The organism is Polluticoccus soli, assembly GCF_029269745.1.
GTDB lineage: Bacteria > Bacteroidota > Bacteroidia > Chitinophagales > Chitinophagaceae > Polluticoccus > Polluticoccus soli.
In genome coordinates this window covers 1,801,690-1,818,624 of the sequence record NZ_JARJHT010000001.1, presented here as the reverse complement: position 1 = coordinate 1,818,624, position 16,935 = coordinate 1,801,690, and the positions used below count along the sequence as shown (strand labels likewise).

The window sequence follows — 16,935 nt, the reverse complement described above, 5'->3', positions numbered from 1 at the left end:
CCTATAATTTCGAAAAGCTTTCCAAAAAGTGCATCCCATAGCTATGACTTTTCTCAGGGTGAAATTGTGCGCCGAATACATTGTCGCCGTTTGTTATTATCGAGGCAAAATCATATCCATACTTTGTATCCGCAAGCACATACTTTTCTTCAGTGGCAACAACATGATAAGAATGCACAAAATAAAACCTGGTATCACGGTCAAAACTGCTGGTCATTACGTGTTTCCGCACCTGTCTTGCCAGGTTCCAGCCCATATGCGGCACCTTGTACAAAGCATTTCGCTGTTGAAACCTAACGGTTTTTGCTGGTATCCAATTTAGGCCATTTCGTTCCCCCTCCTCACTGCTTGCTGTTAACAGCTGCATGCCTAGACAAATACCCAGAACGGGAATTTTTTCCTTAACAGCTTTCGTCGTGAGCGGTTCTCTCAACCCCAAGGCATCTATTCGGCTCATCGCTGCATCAAACGATCCAACCCCCGGTAATATGATCTTCTTTGCTTTAAGTATAGTTTCGGGATCGCTGGTTATCTCTGCCGACACACCGATGCGTTTCAGCATATTCCGCACGGAACCCCAGTTACCCATTCCGTAGTCCACTATGGTTATCATCTACCACTAGACTTAAACGGAAAACAATATTTAAGGTAAAAGCTCATTGGCACTAAATGTGCTTTTGCCAAAATGTAAAACAAGGGGCGCAGTCGCTCAAACCTTTGTTTGTAGGTTTTATACTGCCAAAAGAATTTGCGTTCCCCATTCATAATTGTATCAAACTCTTCGTCGCTTATTCGCAGCCGCTTTTTGAAATATGGAACGATCTCTGCTTCAACATATGGCGGCTGTGCATACTCGCGCAACGCTTCCGATTTATTCATATGTCCACTACGTACAGCTGCAGAAAGACTATTATTACGTTGATCTACTTTGAATTTCTGTGGAAAATAAACAGCGTGATTAAACGCAGTCATCCTGTTTTCCAGGTGATGCCCGCCGTAGTATTTCCAGTTAAATTCCTTTTCCAAAAACTCCCTTGCACTGGCTTTATCATAGCTGATATACCAGAATGGCCGAACTTTTTTTATTCTGTAGATCAAGGTCCACTTCAAAAACCTAGCGAAGGTCATGTTCGGGAAGGTTCGCATCCTTAGTCTCCCGTATCTTTTATGGATCGTGTTGATATAGCCACCGTCGACATACGCAGCCCCGAGAGGAGACACTCCTTCAGCCATAAATGAATGCCCTTCGAGAATATATCTGACTCCATATTTCGCAGCTGCACGATACAATGTCTCAGCCAAGGCTATGTCCGTAGAACCGTCAATTTCTGGAACATTTGCATAAAAGAAGGAACGAAAAATGTCATCCGCTTCTTTGTTATCTACAACGTGCGTATAGAGGTCTATACCTAGCTTACCTAGTACCTTTCTTATGTTCTCAGTGGCAATTGCAGTATTCCACGTGTTATCGTAGTGCACAGCCAATGGCTTAAGTCCCCATTCTATAGCTTTAGCAACCATGAATGACGAATCGGTGCCACCACTAACTCCAATCACGCAATCATATTTCTTGCCCTTGCCTGCTTTTTTGATCTCGTCAACTATGCCCATCCAGTTTTGTTGCCCTTCAGGTGTCGCCGTTTTGTATTGTGCTTTCAGCCCATCGATCATCTTGCAATAGTTGCAAACTCCATCGCTATCGAAGGAAATACCTGAAACAGTTTCATCGTATATACAGCGGGAGCAAATGCGCACTTGGCTCTAATTAAATGGGATAAATCGCGCCCTGTAACCTAGCGCAAACTTTATCCAGTCTATTTCTATCTGGTTACGTCGTTTAATATACTTTTTTGATGACAGATCGAATACACTGTGTATCCCGTCCATATGACTATCCAGCTTAGCCTGTTTCAAAAACAGCAGGCAAGGTGTATCACCATTAGGGTTGCCAATTATCTCATCCCTTTCGTCATCAATGCAATGAACATGTGTTTCATATTGTGGATATGCTTGTAGAAATTCAGCGGTAAACTCCCTGAGCTTACCAAATTTATCATCGAGGGTTAGCTCTTGCCATGCAGGCAATTTATCACTCACGTCAGCTGCCGGTATACCAGAATATGTTTTGAAAGGTTCCGTAGATTTCGTAACAACCGAACCTGCCATGATCACCGAATTTTGCGCAAGTGTGATCCCTGGCACAACGGTATGCCCAAAACCCATCAACCAAACATTGTCCTCAATTATTACTGGTGCAACATTATAGAAGTTAGAACCCTCCAACAATTCGCCACTGGCCACATGTGTCCATATCTGGCTGCCGCCCATTCTTACGTTGTTGCCTATTGTCAATATATCCGCACTATTCAAAATGGCTCCTTGTCCAATCCAACAGTTATGTCCCATTTTCACGGGTTTATAACCACTAACCAGTGCGGAGTTGAATATCTGGCTATAGTCGCCCATTCTAAACTCTGGTACCAGCACTTGTGTATTAAATCCTAACAGGCTTTCATCACCCATACAGAATAGCTCCATATCGCCACGCATAGAACGTATGGTCACATCATTTTCAACGCGGGCATTATGGCCTAAAACTATCTTCCGTGCTTTGACACAAACATTATCGCCAAGTGTAAAGCCGCCCGCCGAAATAAACTCGTCACAGAATATTTCAACATTAGCGCCTACTCTGCCTTTGTCAAACTTTGAAATATCCAGCTTTTGCATATGCATTTGAAATATTAGGCAGATCTTCTACAGACTGGTTGTCGAGAAATATTTTGCACCACCATTCAAAACACAAGAACGACCACAGTAAAAGCCTGTGATTGATCTGGTCTTCGGTATGTTCCTTTATTATACGTTCTATATACGCTGGGTTGATAAAGGCCGTTGAAATTGTCTTTTTACCCAAAAGTGTAGTTCTTATATATTCAGCATTCTCGCCCCGGTACCAGCTTTCATCGGGAGCGGAAAAACCCTGCTTTTTCCGGTTGATTATCGATTCCGGAAGGAACGCCGACATGGCTTTTCTTAAAACGTTCTTTCCATCGTTTGTTTCGAGGTAGGCCTTCTTTTTATCTGCAAGTGCATTTTCATTTACCTGCATTAAGACTGCCAAATTTCCTAGCTTATGCTGGACCGGGATCTTTTGGGCTAAATCAACCAAATCATTGTCGAGGAACGGGAAACGCTCTTCAAGACCATTAGCCATGGACAGTTTATCGCCAACAAGCAGCAATCCAGGCAAAAATGTTTTTATCTCGAAATAGAGGCTATTCCCAATGTGCTGCTCAGGCGTATCATACCGGAGATGATCATTAAATGTAAATACGCGCTCAAAAACAGTTCTTGGCTCTGTCATGTCCATTCGACTATACGTTCCGGGCTGGAAAAGACTAGCTTTTTCATGATCAGGAACCAGCCTTTGCCAAAAGCTATAGTAGTTATTAAAAAACTCCTTTTGGTTTAACGATTGAAACACGCGATAATATCGCCATGGATATCCCCCATATAGTTCATCTCCTCCAGTACCTTGTAAGCAAACCTTTACAAACTTTGAAGCAAGGCGACTAATATAGTAATTGGGATAGCTCATGCCCACCTTGAGATCTTCAAGATGCCATACCAGACGTGGTAACGACCAACTCAGATCTCCGGCGTTAATTACTTGTTCGTAATGCTCCGTCTTAAAATAGTTAGCCATGAGTTCGGCATCGCGACGCTCGTCATAATTTGCCTCTACTCCGCTAACGCCAGACATATCAAAGCCAGCAGTAAATGTATTTAACCGTCTTGTGTTTTTTGAAGCGATAGCGGCTATAGAACCCGAATCCATCCCACCTGATAGGTATGCGCCTACTGGCACATCAGCTATCATTTGTCGCTCCACCGCACGCTCAAAACCATTTTTTGTCAATTCCACAGCGTCCTCAAAAGACATGGCGGTATCTGGTTTCGAAAAATCATAGTCCCACCATGAGTGATGCTGCACAAAGGTAGACTGCGAAGTAATTTTCACAGTGTTCGCTGGCGGCAACATCGTTACACCCTTAAAAAGAGTGTTATAGGTAAAAACGTTTTGAAAAGTAAAGTATTGATTCAATGCACTGTGATCGACCTCTACACTATACTTATCATGCTGCAGGATGGCTTTTATTTCTGATGCAAAAACCAGCGTACCCCCACTAAACCAATAGTAAAGCGGTTTAACCCCAAACCTGTCTCTGCTCAAATAGAGTGTTTGCTCCTTGTTATTCCAGGCTGCAATTGCAAACATACCGTTGAACCGTTCAAAAAATGAAGGACCAAAAATTGCAAGGCCCTCCGCAATTACTTCCGTGTCCGTTTGTGAAACAAAGGAACAGCCGTATTCACTTAGTTCATGCCGTAACTCTCGAAAATTATAAATGCACCCGTTAAAGACTATTGTCCATACACCATTTTTGGACGACATCGGTTGTTTCCCATTATCAGATGTATCTAATATGGCCAGTCGCCTATGCGCTAAGCCGACATTCTGATCCAGGTAAATACCTTGCCCATCTGGCCCTCTGTGAGCGAGCATACTTGACATACGCTCCAGAGTTGCCTCTGCAACCGGCATTCCATTCAGGTTATATATCCCTGCTATCCCGCACATATTACAAGCTGCAGATCAAGTCTGCAACATAGTTATAGTCCGCTTCTGTCATTTTATTATGAAGCGGTATTGACATCGAATATTCGTTAGCAGCATAAGCACCCGGAAAATCCGAAGGCTTAATGCCAAAAGTGCTTGAATAATAACCAAGCATATGCACAGCATGGGTGCCCGGACGTGTGCTAACACCATTTTGCTGTAAGTGCTCCATAAGTACGTTCCGTTTGATCGGCGCAGTCTCCTCATTTAGAAACAGCACATAAGATTGCCATCCGTGTCGGTATTTATCTCCATATACAGGTGTTCTCAACCAGGGAATTTTAGCGAATACATCATTATAAAAGCCAGCCCACCATTCACGCTCTTCAATAAACGCATCCAGCTTCTTAAGCTGTGCAACGCCAATGGCCCCTTGCAAGTCCGTCATTCTATAGTTATAGCCTACTACATCAAACTCAGGAAGGATATACGGCTTCGGGCCTTTATGCCTTTCCTCTTCGGATATAGATGCCCCGTGGTTTCGCAGCCTATTAAGGCGCTCAGCTAATTCATCGTTATTTGTAGTTAGCATCCCCCCTTCACCAGTTGTGATCGATTTTCGTGGGTGAAAGGAAAAACATCCAATCTCACCGAGGCTGCCAGCAGGTTTTTCATTCAAAGCAGCTCCGGCTGCACAGGCGCCGTCTTCAATTATTTTAATTTGAGGCGCTATTTCTTTTATCAGGTCTACATCTGCGCATAGGCCAAACAAATGCACAGGGATGATCGCTTTTGTTCTGGTAGTGATTTTCTCTCTTAGCTTGATCGGATCAATATTAAACGTAACAGGATCAATGTCCACGAAAACCGGTGTTGCTCCACAATATATCACTGCATTGGCTGTAGCTACCCAGGTGAATGCTGGTATGATCACTTCATCGCCAGGCCCTATTCCCACCGCTATTAATGCGAGGTGAAGTGCTGTAGTACAATTTGACACAGCCAACGCATGTTTAACTTCATGCCTGGCTGCAAACATCTGCTCGAATTCTTTCACCTTTGGTCCCTGGGTTATCCATCCGGACAAAATTGGCTCCCTGATGGCGTCCAATTCTTCCTGCCCCATGCTCGGAAGTGAAATAGGGATGTTTCGTTTTAGCGTATCAGACATTATACCAGCGCTTTGATCTTCTCTGCATCTCGCCATTCAATAAGACGCTTCAGACCTTCTTCCAACGAATATTGATACTTAAATCCCAGCTCTCTATGCGCTTTTTGCATTGAACCAATGCGGTTCTTTACCAACGCCCGTGCATCGTCTTCGCTATATGGTTTGTAAATGACCTCGAGGTTAGATTCTGCGAGTACCAGTATGGTATCGCATAGTTGCTTGATCGTCGTTTGTACTTCAGTGCCGACGTTGTAAAAGCCATAATCAACATCCGATATCAAAGCATCAACGTTGCATCTCGCGATATCTTCAACATAAATAAAATCGTACGCCTGCGAGCCGTCGCCATTGATCTGCGGTTGCTCATTGGCGTCGATCTTATTGAGCATGATAGGAACTACGCCGCTATATACGGCATGTTGATCCTGTCCCGGGCCGTATACATTCATGTACCGCAGACCGATCACACTGAGGCCATAGCGGTCATGAAAGGCCGTACACATGGCCTCACCCGATATCTTTGTAGCACCGTAAAAATTCTTATTGTTAAAGGGATGATCCTCCGTCATTGGCACTTCTACTGCGTCACCGTATACTGAAGCAGATGAAGAGTATATGAGCTTTTTGACCTTGTGTTTTACGCATGCTTCGAGTACATTAAAAGTACCAGCAATATTCACATCAAAAGCTGTGCGTGGAAAGTCTTTGCAGTGAAGCAACCACATAGCTGCGAGATGAAATACATAGTCGATCCCTTCAAATGCCTTATCCAGAATATCCAATTCGCGTATGTCTCCTCCAAAAGGATATACGCTACAACGTTCGTCGGTCAGGCAATCTTCTATATGTTCATATTTGCCACGGGTGAAATTATCGTAGATGATTACTTCACGAACAGGCTGCTTCAGCAATTCCCGCACTACAAAAGCGCCGATAAAACCAGCACCTCCGATCACTAATATGCGTGTGTCTTTAAGTTTCACAAAAGCGACATTTAGGGTTTTAATGATTGTATTGGAACTGTGGCGACCAGGCTTATTGAAAGAGTTTTTACCAATAGGTATACTTTATTTCCTTTCACCTGCAAAACGGTACCCGACGTGTCTTTCAAAGGTCCTTCGCTTATTGTCACTTCCTGCCCTTTGGTGACTTCAATATTTATTTCGGCTCCCTTATAATTGTTCAGGAATTCTTTTATTGCCTGTATTTCTTTATCCTGCACCACGCCAGGTTTTTTGTTCCACCACAAAAAGCGAACGCTTCCCGGGGTGATCAACACTGGCAGGTGCTCTTCTTTATAGTCATTCAACTGAACAAAAATATAAGAGGAGAATACAGGCTCAAGAACTTTCTTTTTACGATCGCTCCATTGGCGTATTTCTTCTTTCACCGGACAATACACTTCAATGCCTTTTGCAGTCAGCAATTCGGCCACTTTCTTCTCGTTTCTTGGTTTTGTATAGAGTACGTACCAGGGCATTCTTTCTATTTATTTTCCCAAAGGAGTAAATATTTTTCTTTATCGTGTGCGGGCATTAGCTTCTCCCACTCCTCAGCTTCATAAGTCAGAAACCGCAACTTTCTATCCACAAGCTTTTCAGCCTTACTCACCAGGTTTATCAGGTATACTTTGTCAACATTACCAACGAACACCAGGTCAATGATACCTGTATCCTTGCCTTTGGCATAATCGCCGGCAAGGTACATCCTATCAAGCTGCCCCATCCTATCTATCACCACTTCTATCACACGGTCTATTCCAATATACTTAAGCAGGATCCGATGAAGATCACTCAATAGGGGATAAGTCCTGTTGGCCATGTACATCTTCTTATTTCCCCTGCTCTCAGACAAGAGCATCCCTGCTTCCTCGAAGCGGTTCAGCTCTATACGAATCGAGTTGGTGCTTTCATTAAACTCTTCAGCAAGCCCGCGCAAGTAAGCTGTAGTGCCCGGATTCAAAAAGAATCTCATCAGCAGCTTTATGCGTGTTCGCGAAGATATCAGCGTTTCAAGCATGTAGATAGTAAATTGAGGGCATGGCTTCGCCTCAGTCAGTCACAGCTGACTATTCAACAATGAGTAAAATACTTACTCAAATTCGTTGAAAAAATACAATGTTTTCCCAGAAAAATACAAGAAATTAAAAAATAATAGATCAGATAACGCTCGGCGCCAGCTTCGAGTTGAGGAAAGGATAGCGTTGTAGCTCGCCGGCTATACCAGAGCTCATCATGCCATATATAATATCTGCATGCTTAACATGGTGCATATCAGTACCACAGTAAGAATAAAGTCCTTCTTTAAGATTCTTTTCCGCGGCCAGTTTTACTGGTTTCCCATAGTAGCCAGTCAATGCCAGTACATTCAATTGCAGCAGGCAACCGCGATTTTTCAGCTCTCGGTACGCATCTGGCTTGCCGTGATAAAAACCGTAACGTTCAGGGTGAGCCAGGATAGGACGGTAACCGGCCATTTGTATCTGGAACAGGATATCGTGAAATCTCATAGGTTCTACCATGAATGATATCTCAACAAGCACCTGGTTATCAGTAACTGTCATCAATTCCTTAGCTTCCAGGAGGTCCATGAAATGATTATCGATATAGTATTCAGCAGCAGCCTGTATCGGCATATCAATGTTGCGCTCGGCTAGGGCAAGACGAAGTTCTTTTAATCCTTGTTGTATGGTAGCTGTCGAATTGGGGTAATGGTCGTATTTAATATGCGGAGTTGTGACCAGGCTTTTAAAGCCCATTGATTGTAACTTCTCGATCAGAACAATGCTGTCTTCAACAGTCTGAGCTCCATCATCAACACCCGGCACAAGGTGAGAGTGCATATCAGTACCAAGGAAGGACCAATCTGTCGTTGCAGCCGACACTTGCTCACTAGACGCTCCCTTGTCTTTTGAAAACCCGAATAATTTCGATAAGATGCTCATTGCCAATACAATCCGATTAGATGGTGCTTTCTCTAATAACAAAGGTATTGATTATTGCCTTTGCGCTTGCTCTAAGATAAAGGTGTAGACTTTTTTTCCCAATAATTGCCTTATGATTTCGTTTGCAGCACCAAAAGCATTAGCATTTTTCAAAAACCGGCTTTAGGCAACAGATTTGTATAGTACTGCTTAGAAGCTATTTCAAACAATGACAAATACTTATAGCGTGACCGTAACTTGGCCTTTACGGCTGATTGTACTGGTTTTCACGCTGTTAACCAGTGGATGTAGCATGATGAGCGATAACGAATCTGAAAGTCCGGAGCGGTATGCCCTGGATAAACCCTATGTGTATAAACTACCTATAGAACTCGACGAAATTTCCGGAGTAGCATTTTATCCAAAAGACACAAGCATACTCGCGATAAACGACGAGCGCGGCTGGTTATATAAGATCTATCCTGAAAAACCGGGTCTTATCCAAAAATGGAAATTTGCAGACGGAGCGGATTTTGAAGATCTTTTACTACTGGATAGTGTATTTTATGTATTAAAAAGTAACGGAAATATTCTCGGCTTCAAATTCATATCAACCGACTCACTATTCTTGAATGAATATTCTTTTCCGGCTACAAAGGGTAATGAGTTTGAGATCATCTACTATGATCCATTTATCAGGAAGATCATACTGATTTGCAAGGACTGCGAATCAGACAAAAAAAAGGCATTGAGCACTTACTCTTTTGATCCTTACACATCGCAATACAGCGATAGTTCATTTTCAATAGATGTAAAACGCATCGCCGGTATGATCCACGAAAAATCTATCAAGTTCAAACCCTCAGCCGCTGCCATCCACCCCATTACGCACGAACTATACATAATATCATCAGTTAACAAGCTACTGGTTGTTGCCGATAGAAATGGAACAACTGAGAAAGTATATAAACTATCACGGACAGACTTTAAACAACCGGAGGGTCTCACTTTTACCCCAGCTGGGGATATGATCGTATCGAACGAGGCTGCTGAAATTGGCGTAGCGAACATTATGATATTCAGATATAACAAAAGAACCAAATGAAACTACCTTGTATCATATCGTTCCAATTCGCATTTACCCTCACCTGCTTCGGACAGGTTATTAACCCCTTGTCGGCTATAGAGCAGACAAAAGCTGTATACCTAAGTACTGATTCGGTTCTTGTGCCTGCAAGTGTACAATATCAACATCCGGGCAGTCTACGGAAATTACTGCTTGGCTCTAACTACAGAGCTGAATGGTCTACACCTGTTAGGTTGAAAGTATTTGATCTAAACAAAGAAATGGGAGGACTTAAGATTACTGAGCTTGGTGGCGGTAAACAAACATTATCAGCTACTATGATCGATAAAACCGGCAAAGAGTGGAAACTGCGGACAGTTGATAAAGATGCAGCCGGATTGATTCCTGAAAACTTCCGGCATTCTGTGGCGGAGAGTATTATCCAGGACATGATCTCGGCCTCACATCCTTATGCGCCACTCGCAATTCCGGCTCTATCCCAGGCTGCACACGTCCCATCATCCAGTTACAGGTTCTATTTTATTGCCGATGATCCATCCTTTGGTGAATACCGTAAACTTTTTGCAAATAAGGTCTGCATTCTTGAAGAAAAAGATGCTACTACCGACAATAGTGAGACAAAAAATACCTCCAAGGTAATGTCGAACATGCAGTCAAAAAACGACTACCAGGTAGACCAACGTGCTGTGCTAACGGCCCGGATGCTTGACATACTTATCGCTGACTTTGACCGTCACTCAGACCAATGGCGATGGGGAGTAAGAAATTCTGGCAAAAAAAAGATCTATTATCCTGTTCCAAGAGATCGTGATCAAGCTTTCTTCTATTCCAACGGCCTTGTTCCAAGATACCTTTCGTGGAAACGTCTGCCAGTCATCCAGGGCTTCCGCGAAAATATACCGAACATAAACTGGTTAGGCTACTCTGCGCGCGATTTTGATCGTTTTTTCCTCGACGGATTAGAAAAAAAAGAATGGACCGAAGTGATCTCTGATATGCAGGCAAATATCACAGATGGCGTTATTGAACATGCGGTGCAACAGCTTCCGCCCGAGGTATATGAGCTATCTGGAGCAGAAATTATCTCGAAGCTAAAGAGCCGCCGGAAATTGCTACTTAAGGAGGGCTTAAAATACCATGATTTTTTAGCAAAAAGAGTAAATATCACGGGTAGCAACGAAAATGAGATATTTAGATTGTCGGATGACAACGGGGGATTACTGGTAGAAGTTTTTGCGAACGATGAAGCTTCTCCAGTACTTATCTACTCCCGTCACTTTGATAGCGACGTAACAAAAGAGCTTCGGTTATATGGATTGGATGGCAACGATCGGTTTGAGATAAATACCAACGCTCAAAGGCGGATCAAACTACGTCTGCTCGGCGGTCCGGGCAACGACATGTACGACCTGCAAGGAACTAACAGAAAGCATATCTATGACTATCCCGGAGAACATAATAGCATTATTAACGAAAAGAATACCAACAAGCATCTATCTGGCGATTCCGCTGTAAATCAATTTAATTACCTGGAATACAGGTATACTGACAAGCATCGGTTTCCTTACTTCACTGCTGGCTACAATGCCGATGACGGAATTCTCGTTGGCCTCGGTTTCGAGTTGGAAACCTATGGATTCAAAAAAGAGCCATTTGCCACTAACAACAACCTTTCATTCTTATACGCCCCTAGCAACCAAGCCTATCAGATAAAGTACCGCGGAGCATTCACTGACGCCTTAGGTAAGGTTGACCTGTTACCTCGTTTTGAATTTCAAAATCCCGCGTTGTTTAATTTCTTCGGCTTGGGTAATGAGACCGAAAAGCAGTCGGGAAAGGACATGTTCTACTATCGTACGCGATTTAAATACATTTCGGCAGATGTGCTCGGATCCATACATGCGACGAAAACACTTACGATCACCGCAGGGCCAGGTGCGTATCACTACTGGAATACGCAAGACGATAATCTCGGAAAGATCATAGAAAACCCAGAGGTTGTGGGACTTGACTCAAGCAATATATACACGATCAAAACTTACCTAGGTGGAAGAATATCACTCACTCTCAACAATATAACAGACAAGATATTTCCAACCAACGGCGTAGATTGGACAACCGAACTTCAGCACCTACAGGGCATATCTGAACACAGTAACCCATTTACCGTTTTAAGATCTGATCTGACCTTATACAAAGGGTGGCTCAAAAATGACAGATTGGTATCTTTGATTCGATTTGGTGGTGGTCATATACTTAGCAACAATTTTGAATACTTCCAGGCGCTAAACCTGGGCGCCAATAATTACCTCCGCGGGTTCAGGAAGAACAGATTTTCTGGCAGATCACTTGCATACAACAGCATAGAGTTACGTTATAAGCTTGCAGATATTCATTCCTATATCCTGCCCGGTGCAGTCGGCGTTATCGGGTTCAACGACATCGGACGGGTATGGCTACAAAATGAGCAGTCGCACAAATGGCATCATTCCTATGGTGGCGGTTTGTACTATCTACCTTTCAACCTGTTGATAATCGGCGCCACCGTTGGCGTATCGACTGAAGAAACCCTTTTCAATATTTCATTAGGCACAAAACTCAACTTAATCTTTTAGACATGAGCAACAGCATATATCAAAAGGCTGAAGATTACGTTAAGAATCTCTTCGATGAATACCCGCATCCTAATTTGCTGTTTCATAACCTGGAACACACGCAAAATGTAGTGAACCGGGCAAAAGAAATAGCCGCGCATTACCAGCTTTCCGACAACGAAATGCAGGTGATCTATATAGCAGCATGGTTTCATGATACAGGGCACCTGTTTGCAGAAATAGACAAACATGAAGATAAAAGTGTTGAGATCATGCGCATTTTTATGCAGGGTGAAAATGCCAGCGAGGAATCTATCAAAGAAGTAGAGGACTGTATAATGGCAACTAGGATGCCGCGCGAACCTAAAAACCTGCTTCAGGAAATAATGTGCGATGCCGATACATACCACTTCGGGACCAAGGACTTTAAGAAAACTAACAAACTCGTCAAAAAAGAACTCAACCTAAGAAATTACCAAACCCTGACATTCGACTGGGAGAAAAATACACTTGACATACTTGAGAATCATCAATTCTTTACCTCTTACTGCAAAATGCTCCTAGATGAAGGCAAACAGGAAAACATCGAACGAGCACGAAAGAAGTATCTGAAAGCAACATCAGCGAATGCGAGCAATGCCATATTCGATGACGAAAAAAATATTCAAACGCAGGGCAAACAAAAAACCAGCCTTGTTACACGCGGCATACAAACCATGCTCCGATTGACTTCTGAAAATCACCTGGAGTTAAGTAACATGGCCGATGGCAAAGCCAACATCCTGATCTCGGTCAATTCAATTATCATATCAGTAATACTCTCAGTTTTGCTACGTAGGCTCGAAGTAGATACCTATCTTACCATACCGACAATCATATTTCTATTCTTCTCAGTTAGCACTATTGTGTTAGCCATACTAGCTACCCGCCCCAAAGTCTCGCAAGGGCGATTCAGCAAAAATGACATAATGAGTAAACGGACCAATCTTCTATTCTTTGGCAATTTCTATAAGTCGTCGCTAGAGGAGTACCAATGGGCTATGGGTACTATGATGAAGGATAAGGATTACCTCTATGGTTCTCTCATACAAGACATACACCAGCTCGGAATGGTGCTGGGGCGCAAATACCGGTTGATCCGGGCAGCTTACAATGTATTCATGGTAGGTATCATAGTTTCCGTAATTGCTTTTGGGCTGGCAGTAGCACTTCACGAGCCCTCCAATACCACCATTATTTCTTCACCATCTACACCGCCACTGTAACTAATGCAGTACAACAGGGACTTGAGCTGGCTGGGTTTCAACCACAGGGTGCTAAAAGAAGCATCCTGTGCAGATGTGCCCTTGCTGGAGCGCATCAAGTTCCTATCTATTTTTTCTTCAAACCTTGACGAATTCTTCAGAGTCCGTTACCCAGCGATCTTGGCTATAGCGAGGCTAAGTGCAAAAACCCGGCGAAAACACTTTGATCATGTTGATAAAGAACTGACAGAGGAAATCCAGATATCCATCGAACATCAGTTGGAAGAATTCGGAAAGATCCTCACGCATGAGATACTGCCTGAGCTTGAAAATTCCGGCACCATACTTTATTACGACACAGAAATACTTCCCGAACATAAAGATGAGATCCGCGAAATATTCCTTTCCAGGGTATTGTCATTTATTCAGCCGGTCTTACTCAATAATGATGTCCGGGAGAGCTTTGCACCAGAAAACAATAAGCTATACCTGATAGTAGTATTAAAAAAGAAAGATGATGATAGTCTCTTTCATAGTATTGTAAATATTCCATCAGATAGACTGCCGAGATTTTTTAATCTCTCCCCTGTAGACAATAAAGATCACATTATATTCATCGATGACATCATTAGGGAAAATATTCAGTTCATATTCCCTGGTTTTGAAATAGCCGGTTGCTATAGTATCAAGTTCAACCGGGATGCAGAGTTGAACCTCGCAGATGAATATGCAGGTAACCTATTGAAGAAGGTCGAAAAGCAGTTGAAGAAAAGAGATTATGGTCCACCCTCACGCTTCTTGTTTGAGCGGGGCATGCCAAATAACATTCAATTGTTTATAGCTACCAATTACAATATTCGTCACGAGGAGATGTTTGTAGGCGGCAAGTACCATAATCTCCGCGACCTGGCTTCATTAACGGAGATCATCAAAGGACAGAGCTATCCAAAACAAAGTTCACTGGTATTGCCAGCACTTCGCTCTTATGCAGACGTGTTTAATACACTGGATGAGCAGGAGCTATTGCTTCACCTGCCCTATGATTCGTACAACACCATACTGGCTTTCTTCAACCAGGCAGCTATTGATCCTGGCGTCACAGAGATATACATCACGCTATACCGTGTAGCGGCGGATTCGCATATAGTAAATGCACTGATCAGCGCAGCGAAGAACGGCAAAAAGGTCACTGCCTTTATTGAGCTGAAAGCCCGTTTTGATGAGGCCAACAACATTTACTGGAGCAAACAGATGAAGGATGCCGGTGTAAAGATCATATATAGCATCCCACAGATCAAAGTACACTCGAAAATAGCACTGGTCATAAAGAAGCATTTAGATGCAGATAGAGTATACTCCATACTTAGCACGGGCAATTTCAACGAGGTAACCGCCCGGTTTTACACCGATCATGCCTTGCTCACGTCAGATCCACTGATCAATAGTGAACTGCTGATGTTGTTTCACTTTCTGCAGGCGAGACAGATACCCCGGGAAAACCATACTCTGAAATTTGATGTGCTGTATGTTTCGCAGTTCAACATGATGGAACGTTTTGTCAAGTTGATAGACAAGGAAATAAAGAAAGTAAAAAGAGGCGAGCCTGGTCTTGTACGCATCAAGCTCAACAACCTGGAAGAACCATACATGATCGACCAGTTATACAATGCTTCTAATGCAGGTGTCAAAGTTGAGCTTATTGTAAGGAGTATTTGTTGCCTGGTGCCAGGCTTAAAAGTCAAGAGCGAGAATATAACTGTTAAACGAATAGTAGACAGATATTTGGAACATACTCGCTTGTTTATTTTTGGAACTGGAGAACGTGCTACTGTCGTCATGGGCTCTGCAGACTGGATGACAAGAAACCTTCGACATCGCATTGAGGTGTGTACACCTATCATTAACAATGAATGCGCTAAGCAATTGCTGAATTATTTCGACCTTCAATGGAAAGACAACGATAAATCTGTATACCTGACACCTGAGATGGAACAAGTAAAACCACTTACCGAAAAAACTGAAGTAATAAATGCACAACAGTCGATATACGAGTATCTGAAGAATAACCGATGAAACTCTATAACACCATAGGACACCGGATATCTGCGATAAGAAAATACCGTTATAAATGGGTATTCTTCATTGCTTTGATATGGACCGTGCTGGACGTTTTGTTATGGGTTAGGTATATGCAAATGCCCTTCGGTTCGAAGTACGACTCTTCATTCCAGATACTCAATCCAACAGCCGTCATTCTGCGTATCTGCATAGAGTTTTACATGAGCCTGGTAATGGGTTATCTGCTGGTGTTCCGTCTAAAGCAAATGTTCCGGAATTATCCGCTTTGGGCCAACCTCATACTCAAAACGGCCATTCTATTGCTGGCTTCTATACTTATGAACTTCTTGTTGCACTTCTCTTATTCGCTGGTGGTGTTGCGGGTATCGTTGCTACAAGCTCTATATAATTTCCTGGCCGACTCGTCATTAACCCCGTGGTTTTGGAACAACAACATTGCGTGGATGATCATATTCGTGGTCACCCAGATTTTTATAGAGATCAATGAAAAATATTCGCCTGGCATCTTCGTAGACATTCTTTTGGGTAAATACATTCGCCCACGTATCGAAAAACGCATTGTCATGTTCCTTGACCTGAAGGATTCTACTCCTACTGCCGAAAAATTAGGTCACCCGCAATACTTCCGATTCATCAGGGATTTCATCTATTATGTATCCACTGCGCTACTTGAATACAACGGCCGTATCTATCAATACGTAGGCGATGAAATTGTAGTATCGTGGGTATATAACGAACAGAACATCCAAAAATCGCTCAACGCCTTGCTGGAAGCCAGGAAATCTTTGCAGAAGAACGCAGAGAAGTTTAAGCGACGGTACGGTATGACCCCGGAATTTAGGGTAGGCATACACCTGGGTGAGGTGACGGTAGGCGAGATCGGTGTTCTGAAGCGCGACCTTGCAATGAGTGGCGATACCATGAACACTGCCGCACGTATACGCACGGCATGTAGCGAACTACATCAGAAGTTTATTGTGTCGAAAGACTTTAGTGACGCCATAAAGCTGAAGAACTGGCAATGTGAAAGCCTGGGCTATATAGAACTTAAAGGTAAAAGCGCGCAGATCGAACTCTTTTCATTAAAAATCTAGCGTAATTCCTACATCTGCACAACCAGGTAGTCATGATCTTTTCCGTAGAATGTGGTCTAAAAATGATCAGCGCCAAGCCGCTGTTAACGACATGGCGCCGACAAATATCATCTTCCGCA

General features: G+C 43.1%; 14 protein-coding genes. 5 read left to right on the top strand and 9 right to left on the bottom strand.

The genetic code is table 11. From position 1 onward, the window contains the following. Position 1: 1 nt before the first annotated feature. The 9 genes from hisH to P2W83_RS07895 form a co-directional block, all read right to left on the bottom strand. Entirely contained in the window at positions 2 to 613 is a 612-nt protein-coding gene (gene hisH / locus P2W83_RS07935) for an imidazole glycerol phosphate synthase subunit HisH (protein ID WP_276133179.1), read from the bottom strand. Continuing rightward, on the bottom strand, positions 610 to 1,755 hold the full coding sequence (locus tag P2W83_RS07930) for an N-acetyl sugar amidotransferase (protein WP_276133178.1): 1,146 nt from the start codon (positions 1,753 to 1,755) through the stop codon (positions 610 to 612). The genes hisH and P2W83_RS07930 overlap by 4 nt, the downstream gene beginning before the upstream one ends. Positions 1,756 to 1,761: 6 nt before the next feature. Then, positions 1,762 to 2,730: an acyltransferase gene (locus P2W83_RS07925; RefSeq protein WP_276133177.1), complete on the bottom strand. Its 969-nt coding sequence runs from the start codon at positions 2,728 to 2,730 to the stop codon at positions 1,762 to 1,764. After that, on the bottom strand, positions 2,702 to 4,645 hold the full coding sequence (asnB, locus tag P2W83_RS07920) for an asparagine synthase (glutamine-hydrolyzing) (RefSeq protein ID WP_276133176.1): 1,944 nt from the start codon (positions 4,643 to 4,645) through the stop codon (positions 2,702 to 2,704). The genes P2W83_RS07925 and asnB overlap by 29 nt, the downstream gene beginning before the upstream one ends. 1 nt (position 4,646) lies before the next feature. After that, positions 4,647 to 5,795: a DegT/DnrJ/EryC1/StrS family aminotransferase gene (locus tag P2W83_RS07915; protein ID WP_276133175.1), complete on the bottom strand. Its 1,149-nt coding sequence runs from the start codon at positions 5,793 to 5,795 to the stop codon at positions 4,647 to 4,649. Then, the gene (locus P2W83_RS07910; RefSeq protein ID WP_276133174.1) at positions 5,795 to 6,778 is read right to left on the bottom strand and encodes an NAD-dependent epimerase/dehydratase family protein; all 984 of its coding nucleotides are present in this window, start codon (positions 6,776 to 6,778) and stop codon (positions 5,795 to 5,797) included. The genes P2W83_RS07915 and P2W83_RS07910 overlap by 1 nt, the downstream gene beginning before the upstream one ends. Positions 6,779 to 6,789: 11 nt before the next feature. After that, positions 6,790 to 7,275: a UpxY family transcription antiterminator gene (locus P2W83_RS07905; RefSeq protein ID WP_276133173.1), complete on the bottom strand. Its 486-nt coding sequence runs from the start codon at positions 7,273 to 7,275 to the stop codon at positions 6,790 to 6,792. A gap of 5 nt (positions 7,276 to 7,280) precedes the next feature. Next, entirely contained in the window at positions 7,281 to 7,769 is a 489-nt protein-coding gene (locus tag P2W83_RS07900) for a hypothetical protein (RefSeq protein ID WP_276133172.1), read from the bottom strand. Positions 7,770 to 7,953: 184 nt separating this feature from the next. Beyond that, complete coding sequence (locus tag P2W83_RS07895) at positions 7,954 to 8,739, bottom strand: tyrosine-protein phosphatase (RefSeq protein WP_276133171.1); 786 nt, start codon at positions 8,737 to 8,739, stop codon at positions 7,954 to 7,956. Between the two features lie 292 nt (positions 8,740 to 9,031). On the opposite strand from P2W83_RS07895, the gene P2W83_RS07890 reads away from it, so the two are divergent. The 5 genes from P2W83_RS07890 to P2W83_RS07870 are packed head-to-tail and all read left to right on the top strand — an operon-like array spanning position 9,032 to position 16,816. Further along, a complete protein-coding gene (locus P2W83_RS07890; RefSeq protein WP_276133170.1) occupies positions 9,032 to 9,823 on the top strand; it encodes an SdiA-regulated domain-containing protein in 792 nt (263 codons plus the stop codon). Then, positions 9,820 to 12,420 (top strand): BamA/TamA family outer membrane protein, encoded by a 2,601-nt coding sequence (locus P2W83_RS07885; RefSeq protein ID WP_276133169.1) that lies wholly within the window; start codon positions 9,820 to 9,822, stop codon positions 12,418 to 12,420. Before P2W83_RS07890 ends, P2W83_RS07885 begins: the two co-directional genes overlap by 4 nt. Before the next feature lie 2 nt (positions 12,421 to 12,422). Beyond that, complete coding sequence (locus tag P2W83_RS07880; RefSeq protein WP_276133168.1) at positions 12,423 to 13,664, top strand: Pycsar system effector family protein; 1,242 nt, start codon at positions 12,423 to 12,425, stop codon at positions 13,662 to 13,664. Positions 13,665 to 13,667: 3 nt separating this feature from the next. Next, positions 13,668 to 15,716 (top strand): polyphosphate kinase 1, encoded by a 2,049-nt coding sequence (ppk1, locus tag P2W83_RS07875; RefSeq protein ID WP_276133167.1) that lies wholly within the window; start codon positions 13,668 to 13,670, stop codon positions 15,714 to 15,716. Next, the gene (locus P2W83_RS07870) at positions 15,713 to 16,816 is read left to right on the top strand and encodes an adenylate/guanylate cyclase domain-containing protein (protein ID WP_276133166.1); all 1,104 of its coding nucleotides are present in this window, start codon (positions 15,713 to 15,715) and stop codon (positions 16,814 to 16,816) included. The genes ppk1 and P2W83_RS07870 overlap by 4 nt, the downstream gene beginning before the upstream one ends. The last annotated feature ends 119 nt before the right edge of the window (positions 16,817 to 16,935 follow it).